Source organism: Pseudomonas sp. Xaverov 83 (assembly GCF_019352905.1).
Taxonomy (GTDB): Bacteria; Pseudomonadota; Gammaproteobacteria; order Pseudomonadales; family Pseudomonadaceae; genus Aquipseudomonas; species Aquipseudomonas yamanorum.
Map to the genome: position 1 here is coordinate 84,373 of NZ_JAAAFU010000008.1, position 19,125 is coordinate 103,497.

Annotated in this window: 19 protein-coding genes; 12 read left to right on the top strand and 7 right to left on the bottom strand. The window is 58.9% G+C overall.

Features of this window, described 5'->3' with window-relative positions:
- Window positions 1–53: 53 nt before the first annotated feature.
- Both K0H47_RS03665 and K0H47_RS03670 read left to right on the top strand, forming a co-directional pair.
- On the top strand, window positions 54–1,151 hold the full coding sequence (locus K0H47_RS03665; RefSeq protein WP_003211413.1) for a carboxynorspermidine decarboxylase: 1,098 nt from the start codon (window positions 54–56) through the stop codon (window positions 1,149–1,151).
- Window positions 1,152–1,180: 29 nt separating this feature from the next.
- Window positions 1,181–2,425, top strand: a complete 1,245-nt coding sequence (locus K0H47_RS03670; RefSeq protein WP_093197886.1) for a saccharopine dehydrogenase family protein — start codon at window positions 1,181–1,183, stop codon at window positions 2,423–2,425.
- A 207-nt stretch (window positions 2,426–2,632) separates the two neighbouring features.
- Here K0H47_RS03670 and K0H47_RS03675 read toward each other — a convergent pair whose 3' ends face one another.
- Window positions 2,633–3,412 carry an IclR family transcriptional regulator gene (locus K0H47_RS03675; RefSeq protein WP_201141583.1) on the bottom strand — a complete coding sequence of 260 codons (780 nt, stop codon included), beginning with the start codon at window positions 3,410–3,412 and terminating at the stop codon, window positions 2,633–2,635.
- Window positions 3,413–3,627: 215 nt separating this feature from the next.
- Between K0H47_RS03675 and K0H47_RS03680 the strand changes: the two genes are divergently transcribed.
- Genes K0H47_RS03680 through K0H47_RS03695 form a run of 4 tightly spaced genes read left to right on the top strand, consistent with a single transcriptional unit; the run spans window position 3,628 to window position 7,086 of the window.
- The gene (locus K0H47_RS03680) at window positions 3,628–4,410 is read left to right on the top strand and encodes an ABC transporter substrate-binding protein (RefSeq protein ID WP_177026629.1); all 783 of its coding nucleotides are present in this window, start codon (window positions 3,628–3,630) and stop codon (window positions 4,408–4,410) included.
- The gene (gene ehuD, locus K0H47_RS03685) at window positions 4,407–5,075 is read left to right on the top strand and encodes an ectoine/hydroxyectoine ABC transporter permease subunit EhuD (protein ID WP_177026630.1); all 669 of its coding nucleotides are present in this window, start codon (window positions 4,407–4,409) and stop codon (window positions 5,073–5,075) included. The genes K0H47_RS03680 and ehuD overlap by 4 nt, the downstream gene beginning before the upstream one ends.
- Window positions 5,072–5,824: an amino acid ABC transporter ATP-binding protein gene (locus K0H47_RS03690; protein WP_063030951.1), complete on the top strand. Its 753-nt coding sequence runs from the start codon at window positions 5,072–5,074 to the stop codon at window positions 5,822–5,824. The genes ehuD and K0H47_RS03690 overlap by 4 nt, the downstream gene beginning before the upstream one ends.
- A complete protein-coding gene (locus tag K0H47_RS03695; protein WP_219271999.1) occupies window positions 5,821–7,086 on the top strand; it encodes an FAD-binding oxidoreductase in 1,266 nt (421 codons plus the stop codon). The genes K0H47_RS03690 and K0H47_RS03695 overlap by 4 nt, the downstream gene beginning before the upstream one ends.
- 62 nt (window positions 7,087–7,148) lie before the next feature.
- Here the strand turns inward: K0H47_RS03695 and K0H47_RS03700 are convergent, their stop codons facing one another.
- Window positions 7,149–7,835: a M24 family metallopeptidase gene (locus K0H47_RS03700; protein ID WP_219272001.1), complete on the bottom strand. Its 687-nt coding sequence runs from the start codon at window positions 7,833–7,835 to the stop codon at window positions 7,149–7,151.
- Window positions 7,836–8,028: 193 nt separating this feature from the next.
- Window positions 8,029–8,937, bottom strand: a complete 909-nt coding sequence (gene glsB, locus K0H47_RS03705; RefSeq protein ID WP_017475078.1) for a glutaminase B — start codon at window positions 8,935–8,937, stop codon at window positions 8,029–8,031.
- A gap of 90 nt (window positions 8,938–9,027) precedes the next feature.
- On the opposite strand from glsB, the gene K0H47_RS03710 reads away from it, so the two are divergent.
- Window positions 9,028–9,606, top strand: a complete 579-nt coding sequence (locus tag K0H47_RS03710) for a signal peptidase II (protein ID WP_307877321.1) — start codon at window positions 9,028–9,030, stop codon at window positions 9,604–9,606.
- Between the two features lie 237 nt (window positions 9,607–9,843).
- Here the strand turns inward: K0H47_RS03710 and K0H47_RS03715 are convergent, their stop codons facing one another.
- Complete coding sequence (locus K0H47_RS03715; protein WP_063030957.1) at window positions 9,844–10,254, bottom strand: hypothetical protein; 411 nt, start codon at window positions 10,252–10,254, stop codon at window positions 9,844–9,846.
- Window positions 10,255–10,362: 108 nt separating this feature from the next.
- On the opposite strand from K0H47_RS03715, the gene K0H47_RS03720 reads away from it, so the two are divergent.
- The 5 genes from K0H47_RS03720 (at window position 10,363) to K0H47_RS03740 (ending at window position 15,319) form a co-directional block, all read left to right on the top strand.
- Window positions 10,363–11,214: a helix-turn-helix domain-containing protein gene (locus K0H47_RS03720; RefSeq protein ID WP_177071375.1), complete on the top strand. Its 852-nt coding sequence runs from the start codon at window positions 10,363–10,365 to the stop codon at window positions 11,212–11,214.
- 291 nt (window positions 11,215–11,505) lie between these two features.
- Window positions 11,506–12,234 carry a winged helix-turn-helix domain-containing protein gene (locus K0H47_RS03725; protein ID WP_219272003.1) on the top strand — a complete coding sequence of 243 codons (729 nt, stop codon included), beginning with the start codon at window positions 11,506–11,508 and terminating at the stop codon, window positions 12,232–12,234.
- Window positions 12,227–12,982 (top strand): EAL domain-containing protein, encoded by a 756-nt coding sequence (locus K0H47_RS03730; protein WP_063030959.1) that lies wholly within the window; start codon window positions 12,227–12,229, stop codon window positions 12,980–12,982. The genes K0H47_RS03725 and K0H47_RS03730 overlap by 8 nt, the downstream gene beginning before the upstream one ends.
- Before the next feature lie 32 nt (window positions 12,983–13,014).
- Complete coding sequence (locus K0H47_RS03735; RefSeq protein ID WP_219272005.1) at window positions 13,015–13,704, top strand: winged helix-turn-helix domain-containing protein; 690 nt, start codon at window positions 13,015–13,017, stop codon at window positions 13,702–13,704.
- Window positions 13,705–13,924: 220 nt separating this feature from the next.
- Window positions 13,925–15,319 (top strand): undecaprenyl-phosphate glucose phosphotransferase, encoded by a 1,395-nt coding sequence (locus K0H47_RS03740; protein ID WP_219272007.1) that lies wholly within the window; start codon window positions 13,925–13,927, stop codon window positions 15,317–15,319.
- Between the two features lie 281 nt (window positions 15,320–15,600).
- On the opposite strand, the gene K0H47_RS03745 is transcribed toward K0H47_RS03740, so the two are convergent.
- From K0H47_RS03745 to K0H47_RS03755, 3 genes are read right to left on the bottom strand one after another with little or no spacing between them, the layout of a single operon-like run.
- Entirely contained in the window at window positions 15,601–17,691 is a 2,091-nt protein-coding gene (locus K0H47_RS03745) for a YjbH domain-containing protein (RefSeq protein ID WP_219272009.1), read from the bottom strand.
- Window positions 17,688–18,455, bottom strand: coding sequence for a capsule biosynthesis GfcC family protein (locus K0H47_RS03750; protein WP_219272011.1), 768 nt, complete (start codon window positions 18,453–18,455; stop codon window positions 17,688–17,690). The genes K0H47_RS03745 and K0H47_RS03750 overlap by 4 nt, the downstream gene beginning before the upstream one ends.
- Window positions 18,452–19,111: a YjbF family lipoprotein gene (locus K0H47_RS03755; RefSeq protein WP_342215283.1), complete on the bottom strand. Its 660-nt coding sequence runs from the start codon at window positions 19,109–19,111 to the stop codon at window positions 18,452–18,454. The genes K0H47_RS03750 and K0H47_RS03755 overlap by 4 nt, the downstream gene beginning before the upstream one ends.
- Window positions 19,112–19,125: the final 14 nt, after the last annotated feature.

Genomic DNA, 19,125 nt, shown 5'->3' on the forward strand with positions numbered 1-19,125 from the left:
GTGCGGGCACAATGCGTGTCCTTTTTTGGCAGGCACCGCCGCAGGCTCTGAAAATGATCAAAACGCCGTACTACCTCATCGACAAACAGAAGCTTCTGGTCAACATGCAGAAGATCGCCTACGTGCGCGAACAGTCCGGCGCCAAGGCTCTGCTGGCCCTCAAGTGTTTCGCCACCTGGTCGGTGTTCGACCTGATGCAGGAATACATGGACGGCACCACCTCGTCGTCGTTGTACGAGCTGAAGCTGGGTCGCCAGAAGTTCGAAGGTGAAGCTCACGCCTACAGCGTGGCCTGGGCCGACGATGAAATCGAAGAGATGCTCGATAACTGCGACAAGATCATCTTCAACTCCATCAGCCAGCTGCAGCGCTTTGCCGAACGCAGCGAAGGCAAGACCCGCGGCTTGCGCGTCAACCCGCAAGTGAGCAGCTCCGACTACCTGCTGGCCGACCCGGCGCGCCCGTTCAGCCGTCTCGGCGAGTGGGACCCGGTGAAGATCGAAGGTGTGATCGAGCAGATCTCCGGCTTCATGTTCCACAACAACTGCGAGAACGGTGACTTCAACCTGTTTGACCAGATGCTCAACACCATCGAAGAACGCTTCGGCGCGCTGCTGCACAAGGTCAACTGGGTCAGCCTCGGCGGCGGCATCCACTTTACCGGTGAAGGCTATGCCATCGACGCCTTCTGCCAGCGCCTCAAGGCGTTCTCGCAGAAGTACGACGTGCAGGTGTACCTGGAACCCGGCGAAGCGGCGATCACCAACAGCGCCTCCCTGGAAGTGACCGTGCTCGACACCCTCTACAACGGCAAGAACCTCGCCGTGGTAGACAGCTCCATCGAAGCCCACCTGCTGGATCTGCTGATCTATCGCCTCAACGCCAAGCTGGCGCCAAGCAATGGCGAACACACCTACATGGTGTGCGGCAAGTCGTGCCTGGCCGGGGACATCTTCGGTGAGTACCAATTTGATCAGCCGCTGGCCATCGGCGATCGACTGTCGTTCATCGACACGGCAGGCTACACCATGGTCAAGAAAAACTGGTTCAACGGCCTGAAAATGCCGTCCATCGTAGTGAAACAACTCGACGGTACAGTCGAAGTGGTTCGTGAATTTGGTTACGACGACTACCTGTCCAGCCTTTCGTAAAGCGGACAGATAAAGGAGAGATAAAGCAATTGAAAAAGAACGTTCTTATCATTGGTGCAGGAGGTGTCGCCAAGGTGGTGGCCCACAAGTGCGCGCAGCACAACGACGAACTCGGTCGTATTGCTATCGCGTCGCGCAACATCTCCAAATGCCAGGCCATCATCGACAGCGTCAAGGCCAAGGGTAGCCTCAAGGTACCCGCCCAGATTCAAGCCTTCGCGCTGAACGCTTTGGACGTGGAAGCGACCAAGGCACTGATCCGCGAAACCGAATCGCAGATCGTCATCAACGTCGGTTCCGCGTTCCTCAACATGTCGGTACTGCGTGCCTGCATCGACACGGGCGTGGCGTACCTCGACACCGCCATCCACGAAGAACCGGGCAAGGTCTGCGAGACCCCGCCGTGGTACGGCAACTACGAATGGAACCACCTGGAAGAGTGCAAACAGAAGAACATCACGGCCATCCTTGGCGTGGGCTTCGACCCGGGTGTCGTCAACGCGTATGCCGCGCTGGCGCAGCAAAAGCATTTCGACCGCATTGATTCGATCGACATTCTCGACGTCAATGCCGGCTCCCACGGCAAATATTTCGCCACCAATTTCGACCCGGAAATCAACTTCCGCGAATTCACCGGACAGGTGTGGAGCTGGCAGAACAGCCAGTGGACCAGCAACACCATGTTCGAAGTCAAACGCACCGACGACCTGCCTGTGGTCGGTTCGCAGAATCTGTACCTGACCGGCCACGATGAAGTGCACTCGCTGTCGAAAAACCTCGACGTGCCCAATGTGCGTTTCTGGATGAGCTTCGGCGAACACTACATCAACGTGTTCACCGTGCTGAAAAACCTCGGCCTGCTCTCCGAAAAACCGGTCACCACCGCCGAAGGCCTGGAAGTCGTGCCGCTGAAACTGGTCAAGGCCGTGCTGCCCGACCCGTCGTCGCTGGCACCGGGCTACACCGGCAAGACCTGCATCGGCGACCTGGTCAAGGGCACCAAGGATGGCCAGCCACGCGAGCTGTTCATCTACAACGTGGCCTGCCACGAAGAAGCCTTTGCCGAAACCGACAGCCAGGGCATCTCCTACACCGCTGGCGTACCGCCTGTAGCCGCAGCGCTGCTGGTTGCCCGTGGCGAGTGGGACGTGAAGCACATGGCCAACGTCGAGGAACTGCCGGCTGAGCCGTTCCTGAAGGCGCTGGACGTGATGGGCTTGCCGACTCGGATCAAAGACGAGAACAGTGACCGTGCCTGGGATGCGATTGCCTGATAGGCGATCGTTGACCGAACAAAAAATGCGCCCGAAGGGGCGCATTTTTTGTTGGGGCCAACCCAAACCTCAAAGCAATGAACATCAAATGTGGGAGCTGGCTTGCCTGCGATAGCGGTGGGTCAGAACCGTATGGGCTCACTGACCCACCGCTATCGCAGGCAAGCCAGCTCCCACACTGACCGTGTTGTTTGTTCGATAGTTTATCTATTCAAGGTTGCGCGCCGAATTGCTCAACGCCCTTGAACACTGCAACAACGCCGGCGCCAACTGCTTCTCCGCATCCCCCCTGCTCCACCGACTGGTGGGCGCCACCACATGCACCGCCGCCACCGGCCGGCCATTAGCCCCCAACACCGGCGCGCCGATGGTCATGTCGCCCAGGAACAGTTCCTGGCCATTCACCGCATAGCCCTGTTCGCGCACCTGCTGCAACGACGCCATGATCCTGTCGACTTCGGTCAACGTTTGACTGGTATGCGCCACTCGCTGGCTGTTCTCAATCAACACCAACGCCTCATCCTGCGGCAACGCACTCAAATACGCCCGGCCCGACGCGGTGCAGTACATCGGCACCCGCGAGCCAATCGGCATATGCACCGGCACGAAGCCCGCGCTGACAAACCGCGCGATATACGTCATGTCGTAACCCGCAGGCTCGGTCAGGCACGAGGTTTCTCCGGTCAGGCGGGTCAATTCCGAGAGGAATGGGTTGGCCACCTCAATCAACGAATGCGCATCCAGATAACTGAAGCCCAACTCCAGCACCCGCGGTGTGAGTTGGTAATGGCGCGTGCGCGAGTGTTTCCGAAGGTAACCCAGGCTCTCCAGGGTAAACACCATGCGCTGGGCCGAGCTTTTGGTCATGCCGGCGGCCTCGGCCACCTCTGCAAGGCTCATGCTGCGGCGCTGTGCGCTGAATGCCTTGAGCACCGACAGGCCTTTTTCCAGGGATTGGTTATGCAAGCTATTGCGTTCTTCAGACATGGCGAACTCGCGGTCAGGTCGATCAAGCGTGGCGATATTTCTACACCAAACGGCAAAATTCGACCACTTAAAATCGCATACCGATACGAATGGTTCATTTTGTCGATTTTCTATACCACTAAACGATTTTATTGAATCGAAATGGCATAGAGCTTGCGGTTTGCTTTCCAACCGCTTGCGGTACTGACGATCCGTTTTCCTTCTGGAGTAACCCGATGAACAGTCTTTCGCCCTTGTTTCGCCGCCTCGCCTTCGGTATCTGCGCCACCTTTTGCGTGGCAACCGTGCACGCCGCCGGTGCGGCCTCGTACAAAGTCGGTGCAACGGCCAGCGGTTCGCCGTTCACCTTCCTCGACATCAAGAGCAACAGCATCCAAGGCGTGATGGTTGACGTCGCCAATGCCGTGGGCAAGGCCGGTGGCTTCACCAGTGAAATCGAGCAGACCAACTTTGCCGCACTGATTCCCTCCCTGACTTCCGGCAAGCTCGACTTCATCGCCGCCGGCATGCTCAAGACCCCGGAGCGCGCGCAGGTGGTGGACTTCAGCGCACCGGTGTACGCCTACGGCGAAGGCCTGATCGTGAGTGCGGACGACAACGCAACCTATACCGACCTGAGTTCCTTGAAGGGCCAAGTGGTCGGCGTACAAGCCGGCACGATCTTCTACGACATGCTCAACAAACTGGGGATTTTCAAGGAAATCCGCACCTACGACTCCATTGGCGAAATGGTCCGCGACCTGAGCCTGGGCCGCATCAAGGCCGCGGTGGGTGACCAGCCGGTAGTGGCTTACCAGATCCGCCAGAAGCTGTTCAAAGGCGTGAAGCTCGCCGCCGACTACAAGCCGGTGAACGTCGGCGAGGTGTGCCTGGTGGTGCGCAAGGGCGACAGCGAAACCCTCGCGCGCCTGAACCAGGCCATCGCCAGCATCAAGGCTGACGGTACCCTGGAAGCGATCCTCAAGAAGTGGGGACTTGATGCCCAGGTGCAGCCATGAACCCGGCTGAATTCCTGCAAAACGCCCAAGACTTCCTGCCGATCCTGCTTCAGGGCGCCTGGGTGACGATTCAGATCACCGTGTTGTCGTTCCTGCTCAGCAGCGCCATCGGCCTGGTGTTGGCGTTGCTCAAGCTGTCGCCGATCCGCGCGCTGTCGTGGGCGGCGAGCACCGTGATCAATGTGATTCGCGGCCTGCCGATCATCGTGCAACTGTTCTACATCTACTTCGTGTTGCCGGACATGGGCGTACACCTCAGCGCGTTCCAGGCGGGCGTGATCGGCATGGGCATCGCCTACTCGGCGTACCAGGCAGAAAACTTCCGTACCGGCATCATCGCCGTCGAACAGGGCCAGCGTGAAGCCGCCGAAGCCCTGGGGATGCGCTCGGTGCTGATGATGCGCCGGGTGATCCTGCCCCAGGCCTTTCGCATCGCCTTGCCGCCCTACGGCAACACCCTGGTGATGATGCTCAAGGACTCGTCCCTGGTGTCCACCATCACCGTGGCAGAGATGACGCGCCAGGGCCAACTGATCGCCTCATCCACCTTCCAGAACATGACCGTCTACACCCTGGTCGCCCTGCTCTACCTGCTGATGAGCCTGCCGCTGGTGTATGGCCTGCGTCGCATGGAACAGCACCTGGGCCGGAGGAAAAAAGCATGATCGAGATTCGCCAACTGCAAAAACACTACGGCACCCATCGTGTGCTGCACGGCGTCGACCTGGACGTGGCCAAGGGCGAAGTGGTGTGCCTGATCGGCCCGTCCGGCTCGGGCAAATCCACCTTGTTGCGCTGCATCAACGCCCTGGAAGCCTACGACGGCGGCACCATCCGCGTATTCGGTGAAACCGTGCAGCGCAGCAGCAAGACCGTGCATGCCCTGCGCAGCCGCATGGGCATGGTGTTCCAGCGCTTCAACCTGTTCCCCCATCGCACCGTGCTGGAAAACGTGATGGAAGGCCCGGTGTACGTCAAAGGCGAACCGCTGAAACAGGCCCGGGAAGAGGCCTTGGCGCTGCTGGATAAAGTCGGCCTGTCGGCCAAGGCCGATGCCTACCCGGAACAACTCTCCGGCGGCCAGCAACAACGGGTGGCCATCGCCCGCGCACTGGCGATGAAGCCCGACGCCATGCTGTTCGACGAACCCACCTCGGCCCTCGACCCGGAACTGGTGGGCGATGTGCTGGAGGTGATGCGCACCCTGGCCGATGAAGGCATGACCATGATTGTGGTGACCCACGAAATGGGCTTTGCCCGGGAAGTGGCCGACCGCGTGTGCTTCCTGCACGGCGGCTACATCGTGGAGAGCGGGCCGGCCGAGCAGGTACTGGGCAACCCGCAACAACCACGTACCCAGGACTTCCTGCGCCGCGTGCTGCATCCCACGGCCAACACTCGGAGCCTGTCATGAAGTCACTCTGGGCCGCCACCGCGCCCGCTGCACCGCCGACACCCGCGCTGGCTGAGTCATTGAAGGTGGACGTGGCCATCGTCGGCGCCGGGTACACCGGCTTGTCCACGGCCCTGCACCTGGCGGAACGTGGCGTGAGCGTGTGCGTGCTGGAGGCCAACGAACCCGGCTGGGGCGCGTCCGGGCGCAATGGCGGGCAGGTCAACCCGACGCTCAAATACGACCCCGATCAACTGGTGCAGAGGTACGGTGCCGAGCGCGCCGAGCCGCTGATCAACACCGTGTCCAACTCGGCAGACCTGGTGTTCAACCTGATCGAACGCCATGGCATTGACTGTGCGCCCACTCGCAAAGGCTGGATGCAGGTTTCCTATTCCGAAAAAGGCGTGGCGGGCCTGCATGCCAGGGCCGAACAATGGGAGCGCCGCGGGGTGCCGGTGCAGCGCCTCGATGCTGGCGCGGTGTCCGCACGCATGGGCAGCCAGGCGTTTGCCGGCGGCTGGCTGGACGGCCGCGCTGGCGCCATTCAACCCTTGGCCTATGCCCGTGGCCTGGTGCGCGCAGCCCAGGCGGCGGGCGTACGCATTCATGGGCAAAGCGCTGTGACCGCGATGCAACAGGCCGGTGCAGGCTGGAAGTTGCAGACCGCCAGCGGCGCGCAGGTGTCTGCCGGCCAAGTGGTGCTGGCCACCAACGGCTACAGCGGCGACTTGTGGCCCGGCATGGCCCAGAGCGTGCTCGCGGCCAACAGCTTTATCGTCGCCACCCGGCCGTTGAACGGGGCTGCGGCAGAGAGCATTTTGCCGGGGCAGGAAACCGTCTCCACCGCCCAACGCCTGCTGCTGTACTTTCGCAAGGATGCCCATGGCCGCCTGCTGATGGGCGGGCGCGGGTTGTTCGAAGATCCCACCGGGCCTGCGGACTTTGCGCACCTGGAACGCTCGCTGGCGTTGTTGTTTCCGCAACTGGGCAAGCTGGACTTCGAGTACCGCTGGGCAGGACGGATCGCGATCACCCGGGACTTTATGCCTCACGTTCATGAGCCCGCACCGGGCTTGACCCTGGCGCTGGGTTGCAACGGGCGCGGGATTGCGTTGTGCACCAGCCTGGGCCAGCAACTGGCGGGACGTTTATGTGACAGCCGTTCAGCGTTCGCGTACCCGGTGACACCTTTGCAACGGTTGCCGATGCATGGCTTGCAACGCTTCTACATCGGCGCGGGCGTGGCGTGGTACAGCCTGCTGGATCGCCTCTCCCTGTAGGAGCGAGCTTGCTCGCGAAAAACTCAAAGGCGCCGCGTCTCGTCAGGAGACCGGCGCCCTCGTCAAAGCTCGCAGGCCTCAGCCTCGTCGCCGAAGAAATAGATATTTTCGTGCTTATACCCCCAGCGACCACCTCGCTCGCGAATATGCGGCTCGAAGGTAAAGCACGCCACTTCCTCAAGACGTCGGTGATTCCCCGCCTCGATGTAGATCCGCTGGTCGCGCCGTTCGCAGATGCTGTGACCGACATTGCCAGCGAAATCGAGGTTCTCGAAACCCTCGGATGCGACCAGGTCATTGGCGAACGCGTGGAGATCGTTGAACGTGGTTTCAGGCCGGGCGAATGTGCGCATCATCGCGTGTAGCAGGTGCTCGACTTCATAACCCCTGCTGAACTCGCCCCCCACCGGCACCGCCCGGCACACGCCCTCCTCCACATAGAAAGAGCGGGCACAGTCGCCCCACACATTGCCTGCTCTTGGGCTCAAATCCACCGTGATCAGATTGTGTAAACCGACGGCTTCATCACTGGGCCGATAGTCGCGTCCCGACTCCGAAAGCGCACTGCGCGAACCCAGCAACACGAAGGCCGGGCAGTCGTAATACCAGGTCTCCGGATAGCCGGAATCCGCAAGCATCTGCGTCGCCATTTCGGCAATGGACGCTTCAGTTGACTGTGGCGTGATTCGCGTAACGAGCTGCTGCAGCACCGACTTGGCGGCGGCCTGGACCACGCGATTAGGCAACATGGATTGTCTCTGACTGATGGGGGATTGCGTCGATAGTATCAGCACCCTCCTCGACAGGGAGACGTGCTCGGATTTTAAGCTCGTTCCCACGCTCCGCGTGGGAATGCCTACGGTGACGCTCCGCGTCACAAAGGCAGACGCAGAGCGTCCAGGGCTGCGCTCCCACGCAGAGCGTGGGAGCGATCAAGTCTCTTCAAAAAACCGACCATCCGATACGCTCGCTCAACAACTCCAAAGCCTTCATTCCCGCCAGCGAATTGCCCGCCGCATTCAGCTCCGGTGACCACACGCATACCGTAAACTGCCCCGGCACCACCGCGAGAATTCCGCCGCCTACCCCGCTCTTGCCCGGCAAGCCAACGCGATAAGCAAAGTTCCCCGCCTCGTCATACAGCCCGCTGGTGGCCATGATCGAGTTCACTTGCTTGGTCTGCCGCGCCGTCAGAATCTGCTCACCGCTGTGGGTGCACACGCCTTCATTCGCCAGAAAGCAAAACGCCTTGGCCAAATCCAGGCAGCTCATCTGCAACGCGCAGTAGTTGAAGTAGCTGTGCAGCACTGCATCCACGTCATTGTGGAAGTTGCCGAACGACTTCATCAGGTACGCCATCGCCGCATTGCGCGCGCCGTGCTGGGCTTCGGATTCAGCCACGACGCTGTTGACCAGAATCTGCGGATTGCCCGACAGCCGCCGCACGAAGTCGCGCATGGACAGGATCGGCACGGCAAAGCGCGATTGGTTGATGTCGCAGATCACCAGGGCACCGGCATTGATAAACGGATTGCGTGGCCGCCCGCGCTCAAACTCCAGCTGCACCATGGAGTTGAACGGTTGCCCCGACGGTTCGTGACCCAGGCGCTCCCAGATGCTTTCGCCGCCATGGTCGATGGCCTGCACCAGGCTGAACACCTTGGAGATGCTCTGTATGGAGAACAAGGTGTGAGCATCACCCGCGCAGTAGAACGAGCCGTCATTGCCATACACGGCAATGCCCAGTTGCTGCGCCGGTACGTCGGCCAATGCGGGGATGTAATCGGCGACCTTGCCGAGGCCGATCAGTGGACGAACTTCGTCGAGGATCGACTCCAGGAGGGCCTGCATGTTGTGTTCTGGCATGGTTTGGGAATAGTTGTTGAGCGGGGCGCGGAGGATACCTGAAACGCCGGGGCCAGGCAGGCTGCTGGTGCAAAGATGGACGCTGCGCAGGCCGTGCGATATCTTCTGGCCGCCGCCGATTCAGGCGAAAACACACGAAGGAATGGAATGTTGAAGATGCAGGACGCTTTGAGAGGACGAAGCTTTGCTGTGCTGATGGGCATTGCCTTTATTGCCCTGGACCAGTTGATCAAACTGCTGGCGCTATTTTCGCTGCAAGCCACGACGTTCCGATTCGGTTCAAGCCCGGTGAACATGGCGTTGGAACTGAGCCTGAACCCGGGCGCATTCCTCAGCCTCGGCGCTGGTTTGCCAACCCGGGTCAAGCAACTGATCTTTATCGTCGGTGTGGCCGCCGTAGTGTGTTGGGCCGGTTATTGGGCCTGGAAGAATTGGAACCATTCCCTGCCCAAAGCCGCGCCGCTTTTTTTGATTGCCCTGGGCGGCGCCGGGAATTTGATCGACCGGGCCTTTCGTGACGGCCATGTCGTCGATTACATGGTGGTGAATGTCGGCTCGCTGCATACAGGCGTATTCAATCTTGCGGATATCGCGATCACTTTGGGTGCGTTGTTGCTGATGGTTGATCTGTTCAAGAAGCCGGGTAACGTCTGAGGTTTGTCCAGTCAACCCGAATGGCTGCCGGAAAACCCTGAACACTTGTGGGAGCTGTCGAGCTTTAGCGAGGCTGCGATGGCGTCAGTTCTGCGACATTGAGGTCGGCTGACCCACCGCTTTCGCAGCCTCGCTGAAGCTCGACAGCTCCTACGTTTGATGTTCTTTCCAGCCCGCCATGCGCGCCCTTGAACGCCACCGAAAACAAAAAAAGCTCAGCAACACCCCCCTCTCCACTCAAAAGTGCGCCACATCCGACACCTGGGTATCCAGCACGTCCCGCGCCAGTGCCCAAGCCTGATCCGTGGATTCGACTACCAATAACGGGTAGCCCCACGCCTTGCCAAACATCACCGCAAACGGCTTGAGCGCCAGGCGTTTGGCCGCGCTGGGCTCTACCTGGATCATGCCTTTGACGAAAGCACGCAGGGCCACCTTGTTCTTCTTCATCCAGATAGAAGCTTGTTTGCGCTCTTCGTGGGAGTGCTCGTGAGCGCTTTCGTCCACGGCTTTTTCATGCAGCAGTACGAAGGGCTCTTCGCGTTGCAACAACGCCTCGAAGGCCACAAAGGTGTCTTGCGGTGGCGTGTCGCTGGGGGCGTCAAACACGATTTTCACCACAGGGAATGTAGAACTGTCGAGTTGCATGGGAAGCGCCTTTAACGAGAATGTTTCTCATAATAGCCATGCCATCACTGGACGCCATTGCACAGAATGGCCAGAATGTTTCGCAATCCAGCCACGACGCACACCTCCATGTACAACCACCGCCTCGAAACCCGTGACCCATTGCGCCCGGCCCTTGCCGATGCGATTCCCCGTGCCGTGGTCGCGGTGAGCGCCTCCAGCACTTCTGCCAGTTGGGAGCACGCACCGCACCAGCACCGCAAGGGTCAGTTGATGTACACGTTGCGCGGGGTGATCCATTGCGTCATCGAAGAAGGTATCTGGATCGTGCCTCCCCAGTGCGCTTTGTGGATTCCGGGCGGTCTTTCCCATGCCGCACGCGGTTCCGGGGCAGCGGATGTGTACTGCCTGCTGGTCGACCCAGACGCTGCCGGTGCCCTGCCACAGCAATGCTGCACGCTGGCGGTATCACCGTTGTTACACGAATTGATCAGCAAGGCCGTCAGCTTCCCACCGCTCTACGACACCGAGGGCGCCCAGGGCCGGTTGGTGGCCACGCTGCTGGACGAACTGGCGCTGGCACCGGTCGAGGCCCTGCACTTGCCCATGCCACGGGACGTTCGGCTCAGGCGCCTGGCCGACAGTTTGCTGGCCAACCCCAGCGACAAGGCCACCCTGGGGGAATGGGCCGTGCGCATCGGCATGAGCGAACGCAGCATGACGCGATTGTTGCTTGAGGAGATTGGCCTGAGTTTCGGCCGCTGGCGCCGGCAGTTGCATGTGATCCTGTCGCTGCAGCGCCTGGCCAAAGGCGAAAGCGTGCAGACGGTAGCGCTGGACCTCGGCTATGAAAACGCCAGCGGCTTTATCACCATGTTCCGCAAGGCCATCGGCCAACCCCCGGCGCGCTACCTCGCCGACCGCGCGAGCATCTCCCAGCACACAACCCCCGCTATCGCCTTGCTGGATTATTATAAATAGTCACGTATAAGCATTTTTAGAGCTTAAGGACTAGAAGGGTTAAATCATTCCAGCCAAAAAATATCAACCCGCCTAAAATACTTATCGCACACTAAAAAATTTGCACTAGCATATGAGTACTCCTGCCCAGAAACCCACGTTCAACACCCGCCTGAAATCCGCCTTATCCCCTGCAAATAACGTGGCGAATGTTAAAATTTGTCACGTTTTGGCGTATTCAATTCGATTAACATCTAAACGCCTGCAGCGATTGAATTGACGGCCTCGCATGCCGGAAAAGGGAGCAACGTGATGCATTTTTCCAACGTCCTCGCTATTGCACGGACCCCATCGAAATCCGAGGACTTCAGCGAGCTTATAGTTCGTACTGTACCGAAAAATCTAAAAGTCGATACACGCTCCTACGGCCAACTAATTGGTCCCTGTGAAAGCCATGGACATTACCGTGCCATCATCATAGAGATCGACACCCCCTCCGCCAGCACTCAAACGCTGGACATCATTAAAAAAACCAGATCCGAAAATCCTGGCAGCACGATTTTCCTGGTTGTCACCTTCGCCACCACACTAAGCAAAACCAAATATTATCTAGCAGGCGCCGACTACTGCATAAAGGTGGTCGAGAGCGCGCCCGAGAAAAAACTTGCCCTGTTTGCCGCGTTCCTCAGCGAGACGTACTGGCTAAGTAATACTGATTTGCTACTCGATCAGGACCGCATGTGCATCTACGGGGGAGGCAAAAAGCTCGAAATCTCCTTCGTTGAAATGAAAGTACTTGAAGCGCTCATTCATAATCGATTGCTCAGCCATGATGAAATTGCCGTGGTCATGGGGCTTAACGCCCGATTTTATGATTCCAGGGCACTCGAAAAATCAATTAGCCGTTTGCGCGGCAAAATAAAGTCGCACTATGGAAGTAATATTATTCAAAGCATCCGGGGTTACGGCTACAAACTAAGCAGAGGACTGGCTTCGGTTAATCATATTCAACCCGTCAGGGAGCGGCCGAACCGTGAATAGCGGAACTCTATTGCTTGCGGACTCTGTCGACTTTACATTTTCACGACAAGCGATACTTGAACGAAGTTGTGCATTATGGGGCAGCGAGGTCCGAGTCCATGCCGAGCATGTTCTTGACAACCTGCCCGCTGATACGTGCGCCTTTTATTCTGAACAACTTAAAATCGCCTACAGTGAAGCCCTGCGATACACCAGACCGAGTTCGGCCGTTCAACAAGGAAAACGTTTGCGTGTGGACAAAAGTGCGGGCCTCCATAAGTTTCTCCGAATCGAGCAGTCATTATTGATGAATGAGGACCTGCTCAAGGAAATTGTCAGCACTTCCAACACCTTGGAAAAACACAAACAACAACTCATCGTCAGCGTCGAAAATACGCTGGATACTCTACCGGGCCCGGTGGAGCGTCGAAACATGATCCGCCAACTCTATAGCCTGAAAGACCGAAGCAGCCTGAAACTTGCCTATAACAATTACACACTCGATACAAAAAAAGCTGACCTGCTGATCGACTTGAGTCTTTATGACTATATAAAAATGCCTTTTCCAGACTCGGCCCTCAGGCTCAGTCTGAACACGCGTTCGGGCCTGTTCGACCGACTTTACGACCAGATGCTGGGGGTGATGAGCACCTCCCGAGTCTCGTTCATCGCCGAAAACGTCGAGCACCCCGACAGCGCACTTCTCGCCAGACGCTTGCCTTTTGACTATTTTCAGGGTCCCTACTTCTCCCCTGCTGATAGTTTATGAACCCCCGTACTTTCCTGGAATCGGTGAATGCCATGAGTTCTCTCAAGAAACACACATTTACATCGACGTACCCGTCAATCGCACTGCACGATTTCACGCCAAATGTGGCATTTTTACATTACGACGTCGACAGCGGTCCGCTGATCGAAACGGCAGAAAAAACATCGGACGCTTCGACCAGTTCCTATGCCGTTACCAGTGAGCAGAACTTTAATCTCTGGCTCAGCAACTATGTGGCCGCGAAAAGACTTTACGAGGCCAGCAATCGCCTGACCCGAAAACTTTACGACGCCTCAAAAAACCCGAACATCACCGCATTAAAATCAGACGTTCCACACCCGCACCTTAATAACACTCCGACCGAAACTGTTAATGCAACACCCGTATTGCGCACTCCCGATGTCTGGCTGCTTACCCAGCAAGACCGGGCACTGGTGAAAGGCGGGCTACGAATTTCGTTGACCACCATTGAGTCGGCGCTGATTAAAAAGATGCTGCACCATGAAGAGCGTGTGGTGAGCAAGGAAGAACTTATTCGCAATATCGGGCGCGAACCCGACCTCTATCGCGGGCTTGAAATGTGCCTTAGCCGGCTGCAGGACAAGTTCAAACGCGTCAACGATGGCGAGCGCCTGTTCCGGGCGGTACGCAATCGCGGTTATTGCCTCACACAGAAAATAAAAAGCCCGTTGAGCAACCGCAATAACGTCGCCGAACAATAATTATTTCATAAAAATTACAATTCACCCTGCCTATTAAAACCTCGTTATATCTGCCATTTTATAACAACATGACCGCGTTATAAGTCGTCAGCCATTGCTCCCTGCCATTTATTACTATCAATACGCACGCCTACGCGTGCGCCTGCCATTTGATAGTCATTAAAACCACGCCTCGCTTTAACCTGCCAGTACGTGAGTGGATACCACAGGGAGCAGAAGTATGCTTAACAACAGAAGAATGCATCGTAACCTTACACCCAAGGGTCTGACCTTTTGGGGGCAGTGGGCAATTGCCTTGAGTGTGGTCGTTGTACTTTTGTTTTCACTGGTACTGTTCAAGACCGGACAATTGGAATCCCACTACCGGATATTGGCAGCCATTACAATACTGGCCTCTATACCGGCGTACATGTTATGTGACGTCTATAGCAAAAAAGATGACTTTTTTGTTGGGCTGGGACGGTTATTCACCGGCTGGTTATTGACCTTGGGCATATTATCGGCGGTTGGCATTGCCTGTAATGCCAGCTCGCTGTTTCCCTCGGAGATCCTGCTACTCTGGGCAGCAGTGAGCTATCCAATACTAGCACTCTGCTACATTCCGATTCACAGTCTGTCCAGGTACTACCATCGGCAACTTCACGAGCGCCAGAAATCACTGATTATTGGCACGGGCAAACTAGCGACGGACTTGGCCAATACGCTTGCCAGGCAAAAACGCTCACCCTTAGTCGGCCTCGTCGGCCCCAACACCGCGTCCCCCCAGGGCAGCACTCAACCGCAGATTCTCGGCGACTTGCCCGACCTTCCCTCATTGATCCGAGCGCACGGCATACGCCGGCTGTACATCACCCACTCCCTTCAAGAAGCCACGCACATCGAGGCGCTCTACCTCAACCTGCTGGAGATCAGCGTGGACGTGATTTGGGTGCCCGACCTCAACAACATGCTGCTGCTCAATCACAGCGTGGCCGAGGTAGACGGCCTACCTGCAATCTTCCTTAATGAGAGCCCGCTGACCAGTCGCCCCACGGCGGCACTGAGCAAGTCACTGCTGGACAAGAGCCTGGCGCTGTTGGCGATTGTGCTGCTCAGCCCTTTGTTGTTGCTGTTCGCCCTGCTGATCAAGCTCACCTCCCCCGGCCCGGTGATTTTCAAGCAGGACCGTCACGGCTGGAATGGTGAGGTGATCAAGGTCTGGAAATTTCGCTCGATGCGCGTGCATGACGACCAGGAAGTGCGCCAGGCCAGCCGCAACGACTCACGCATAACCCCCGTGGGGCGTTTTATCCGCCGTACCTCCATCGACGAGCTGCCGCAGCTGTTCAACGTGCTGCAAGGGCACATGGCACTGGTGGGACCACGCCCCCATGCCGTGGCCCACAATGACTATTACTCGGGCAAGATTCGCGCTTACATGGCGCGGCATCGCATCAAGCCCGGCATCACCGGCCTGGCGCAAGTCAACGGCTGCCGGGGCGAAACCGAGACCCTGGAGAAGATGCAGCAACGGGTCGATATCGACCTGCGCTATATCAACAATTGGTCGCTGTGGCTGGACATCAAGATCCTGTTCAAGACGCCATTTACCCTGCTCTCCAAAGACATTTACTAAGCCCTCCCTTCCCCCGCGCCGCCACACCGGCGGCGCGGTGCACCAGGCGCCCTTAGGGGCGCTATCGCCCCTCCCCCTCATCGTCCCCGCCCCGCGCAAAACTAACGCCCACAGCAACGCCTGGGCATCCAGGCCCAAGCCGTTCGTATAAAAGTCAGAGAGGAAAGTCAGGGACGTGTTGCGCGCCGGCATTGCACCTGGCGCTTTACTGTTGCGGTTTGCTCACCGCCCGGCGCATGAGCACCGGGCAGTGAGTCACCTTGTCGGCAGACGCCGCTACATTACTCAGTGATCTTCTCGAAGTTGTTGTAGAACAGCTCGCTGTCACGCCCATCGGTCATGGTTTGCAGTGAGTATCCGCGGTTCAGGCGTGCGCCGCCATCCCGGGTCAGGGGTGCCCATACGACGTTGGCGCGACGCATGGTCGAAGTGCTCATCAGCTCGTCGAACGGGACGGAAATGTAGATGCCCTTGTCGAAGCTGCCCTCGCCGTATTCTTCCTTCGAGGCCGTGGTCAGCGTGACCCAGCCACCAAAGTTCACGCCGTTCTTGAACTGCCGCGAGATGTCGACCGTGGTGCCCCAGTCCCGCGCCAGGTAACGCCCCACACTGACGGCGGCCAAGGTGTCATACGGCAGCTGCGTGTAGCTGGTGACATGCCCGGTGATGGTCTGGTAATCCCGCAGGCCGAACCCCTGGTTGAAATCACGCTGGCGCACGAAGTTCAGGTCTGCACCCACCGACCAGTGTTTGCCCGCCGGCCGGAACAGCATCTCGCCGCCAATCCCGGCGTACATGGACTCCAGGTAACCGCCGTAGACCATGCCATACAGATCGCGATCCAGTCGCGCCGCATGGTTGAACTGGAACGTCGGCATCGTCACATCGGACGTCGTCATGTACTGGCGCAGGTCGGTGCGTACCCGCGGCAACCCGCTTGGCGCGTCGTAGGTGAACTTGTCGTAGTTGTTCAGCAAGTTGGCGCTGAGCAAGCCGCTCCACCAGGTGTTGCGGGTGAAACGGTATTCCGCATCGGCGTCGGCGGTGAACTGATAGAGCAACCCGTCGGGGCCGCCGATGTTCTGTTTGTACCCCAGGCCGAGCCCGTAGTTGAACGGCTGGCGGGTGCCGGTGTAGAGCGTGGTTTCCCGGTGGGCAATCGCCGGGTTGACCTCGGTGGTACGGTGCAGGTCCTTCAACGGCTGGTCGTTGTTGACCACAGCGCGGAAGGTGTCACGGGGCACGCTGGTCTCTTCGATAGGCATGTCGTACCGCTTGTTCACCAGGGTGAACCAATCGATATCCTGATTGACGCTGTTGTCGAGAATCCGACTGGCGCGCCCCACGGCCTTGGCTGAATAGAAGTAGCGTTGTTGCTCGCCATACACCATCAGCTCGGAACCGCGCTGGGTAATGCGCTCCACTTTGTAGCCGGCATTCTGCTGCAAACGATCGGATACATTGGCCCAGTCAACCTGGTCGGCCGGGGTCGTCGGCATGCGCGCCGGCAACGGTTCGGCGGGAGGATCGTAGGTCTTCACCGGTGCCTTGCGGCTGACAAAGTTGGTGTGCAGGGTGATACCGAACATCGCGGTATTACCGCGCTCCCAGGCCGCGCTCAGATCGACGCTGTCGGCCAGCTTGTAGACCACGCCGATATTCACCGGCGAATCCTGTTTGATCGGGTTGTCCAACGGCTCGTGCTTGTAGTCGTTGCCCTCGTATTCGAGCTTCACGCTCAGGGGTTCCCAGGGCGTTTGATAGGCGATTCCGCCAAACAACGAAGGACGCCCCCTGAAGTAGGCGTTGGAGTTCACATCCCCTGCCCTGGCAACGACCGCAGTACTCTTCGGCCGGTCGTTGAACTTGCTGCCGAGCACCGACAGCGGGTTACCGAAATCGCCTCGATTTCCCAGGTAGCCCCAGGCGATGCCGAGGCTGAAGTCCAGGTTGCCATAACGCTTGTTGGCGACGAAGTATTCGCTGGAAAACAACCCGGTACCACCGATGTCCCGGGCGCCGAAGGCCAGTTGGGGTGCCCAGTGGCTTTCTTCCCAAAGCCGCGCCTTGAAGTCGATGGCCTTGTCTTTGAAGCTCTGGCTTCCGCTCAACGCCTCGGCGCCGTACCTGCGGTTGCTGATGGCGGTGTAACGAAACGAGCCCTCCAACCAGTCGAACGGCTGCAAGGAAAAGCTGTAGCGCGAGTAGGGATCGGTGCGGTTGGCGTTGGCGCTCAACTCGCCCGCCGGGGCCATGCGTGCGGTGGGGGTCTGGAGTAGACCCACGCCGCCGAAATCATTTTGGGTGTAACGGGGTTCTCCGTGAACCAGTCCGCAGGGCAAAAGCAATACAGCAGCAAAACGTAAATTCAAGGGTTCACCTCAGCCAACGGTTGAGTGGCAAAAAACTCGGCCAGTTGTTGGTTGAGATCAGGGGTCGGCGTCTCAAGGTCATCGCTGCGCACCGGCACCAGGATCCGGCTCCCGGGAGCAGCCACGATGCCGTCCTCCCGATTCCACGCCGCCACGCCCACCCGTCGCACCTGGCCGTCGGGCTGTATCAGCCACAGGTCATCGCGCTCGGCGTCATCCAGGACGGTGCAATTGCGAACATAATCCCCGACCTCTTGCATGGCGCGGTACGGCACCTCACAGGGCTGCGCGACGGCCCCGAGCACTTCCACGGTGGAGGGCCTTTCGGGGTAAACAAGTTGGTCGCCGTCATCGAGCAACGCGTTGCGCGCGAACCCTGCCTCCACGGCGATCGGGTCCAGCACCGCCACCTGGCGGCCCGTGACCGGCAACTGCTCGACCTGCCGATACAGACGCGCACTCAACTGCGCTCGGATGGGCCGGTCGTCCAGCAAGGCTCCCCGTTGCAGCAGTTTCAAATCGAACAAAACCCCGGCCTTCAAACGCGCCTGCGGCTCCATCAACGACTGGTGCAGCCACGCGGCACCCAACCAGTAGCTTTCGGCGTTCGGTTGCGCCACGCGAATCACGTCCAGCAAGCGCGCCCCCGGTTTGACCTCATAGGCGCCAGGGCTGCGTGCATCGCCACTGACCGTGACGGCTGCCTGGCTCGTACCGGGGCCGATCAACAACAGGCCCAGCCATAGAAGATTCAGAGACTTCACCGGGCAGCCTCCCGATCAGGGCGTAGCTGTAGGATTTTCAGGGACAACCGGGGCGTCAGATGCTGCTCGCTGCGCAGGATGAAACCATCCTGCGGGTCGACCCAATAATGGTTGGTGGCGCGGAAATCCAAGGTGGGAACATCCACCTGCTCGTCGATGCGCAGCAAGGCATGATCCTTGTCCAGAATGCGGAGGGTCTCGATGGCGTGGGTGCTGAAACGGCTGTTGACCGCGACGCCGATTCGGTTGCCGTCGTAGAGGTCGATCCAGCGTGTGCTGGTGTAGCCATCGGGCAGATGCTGGAGGCCGCGCTTGAACGGTGACTCGCCACTGAAGCGAGTGCCGTCCAGGGAAACGCCCAGGCCGACGGTGCGTACCACCAGGCCGTCACGCATCATCACCACTTGCTTGCCGGAAGCGACCCAGAACTCCAGGTCGCCCCGGCGCCGTGCCCTGGCCATCACCCCCTCACTGACAGCGGTGGTGACCAGAATCTGCGGGTACGGCACGGCGTCGACCTGGGCACGGGTCACGTTGATGGGGGCCGGGCCGCTGACGGAGGTTTCGAGGGTGTACCAGGACGCCCTCATCAACGGGTTACACCCGCTCAACAAGAGCGCCATCGACAGACAGGCGCAGGTAGGCAAAATTTTCACGGAGGGCTTGAGCC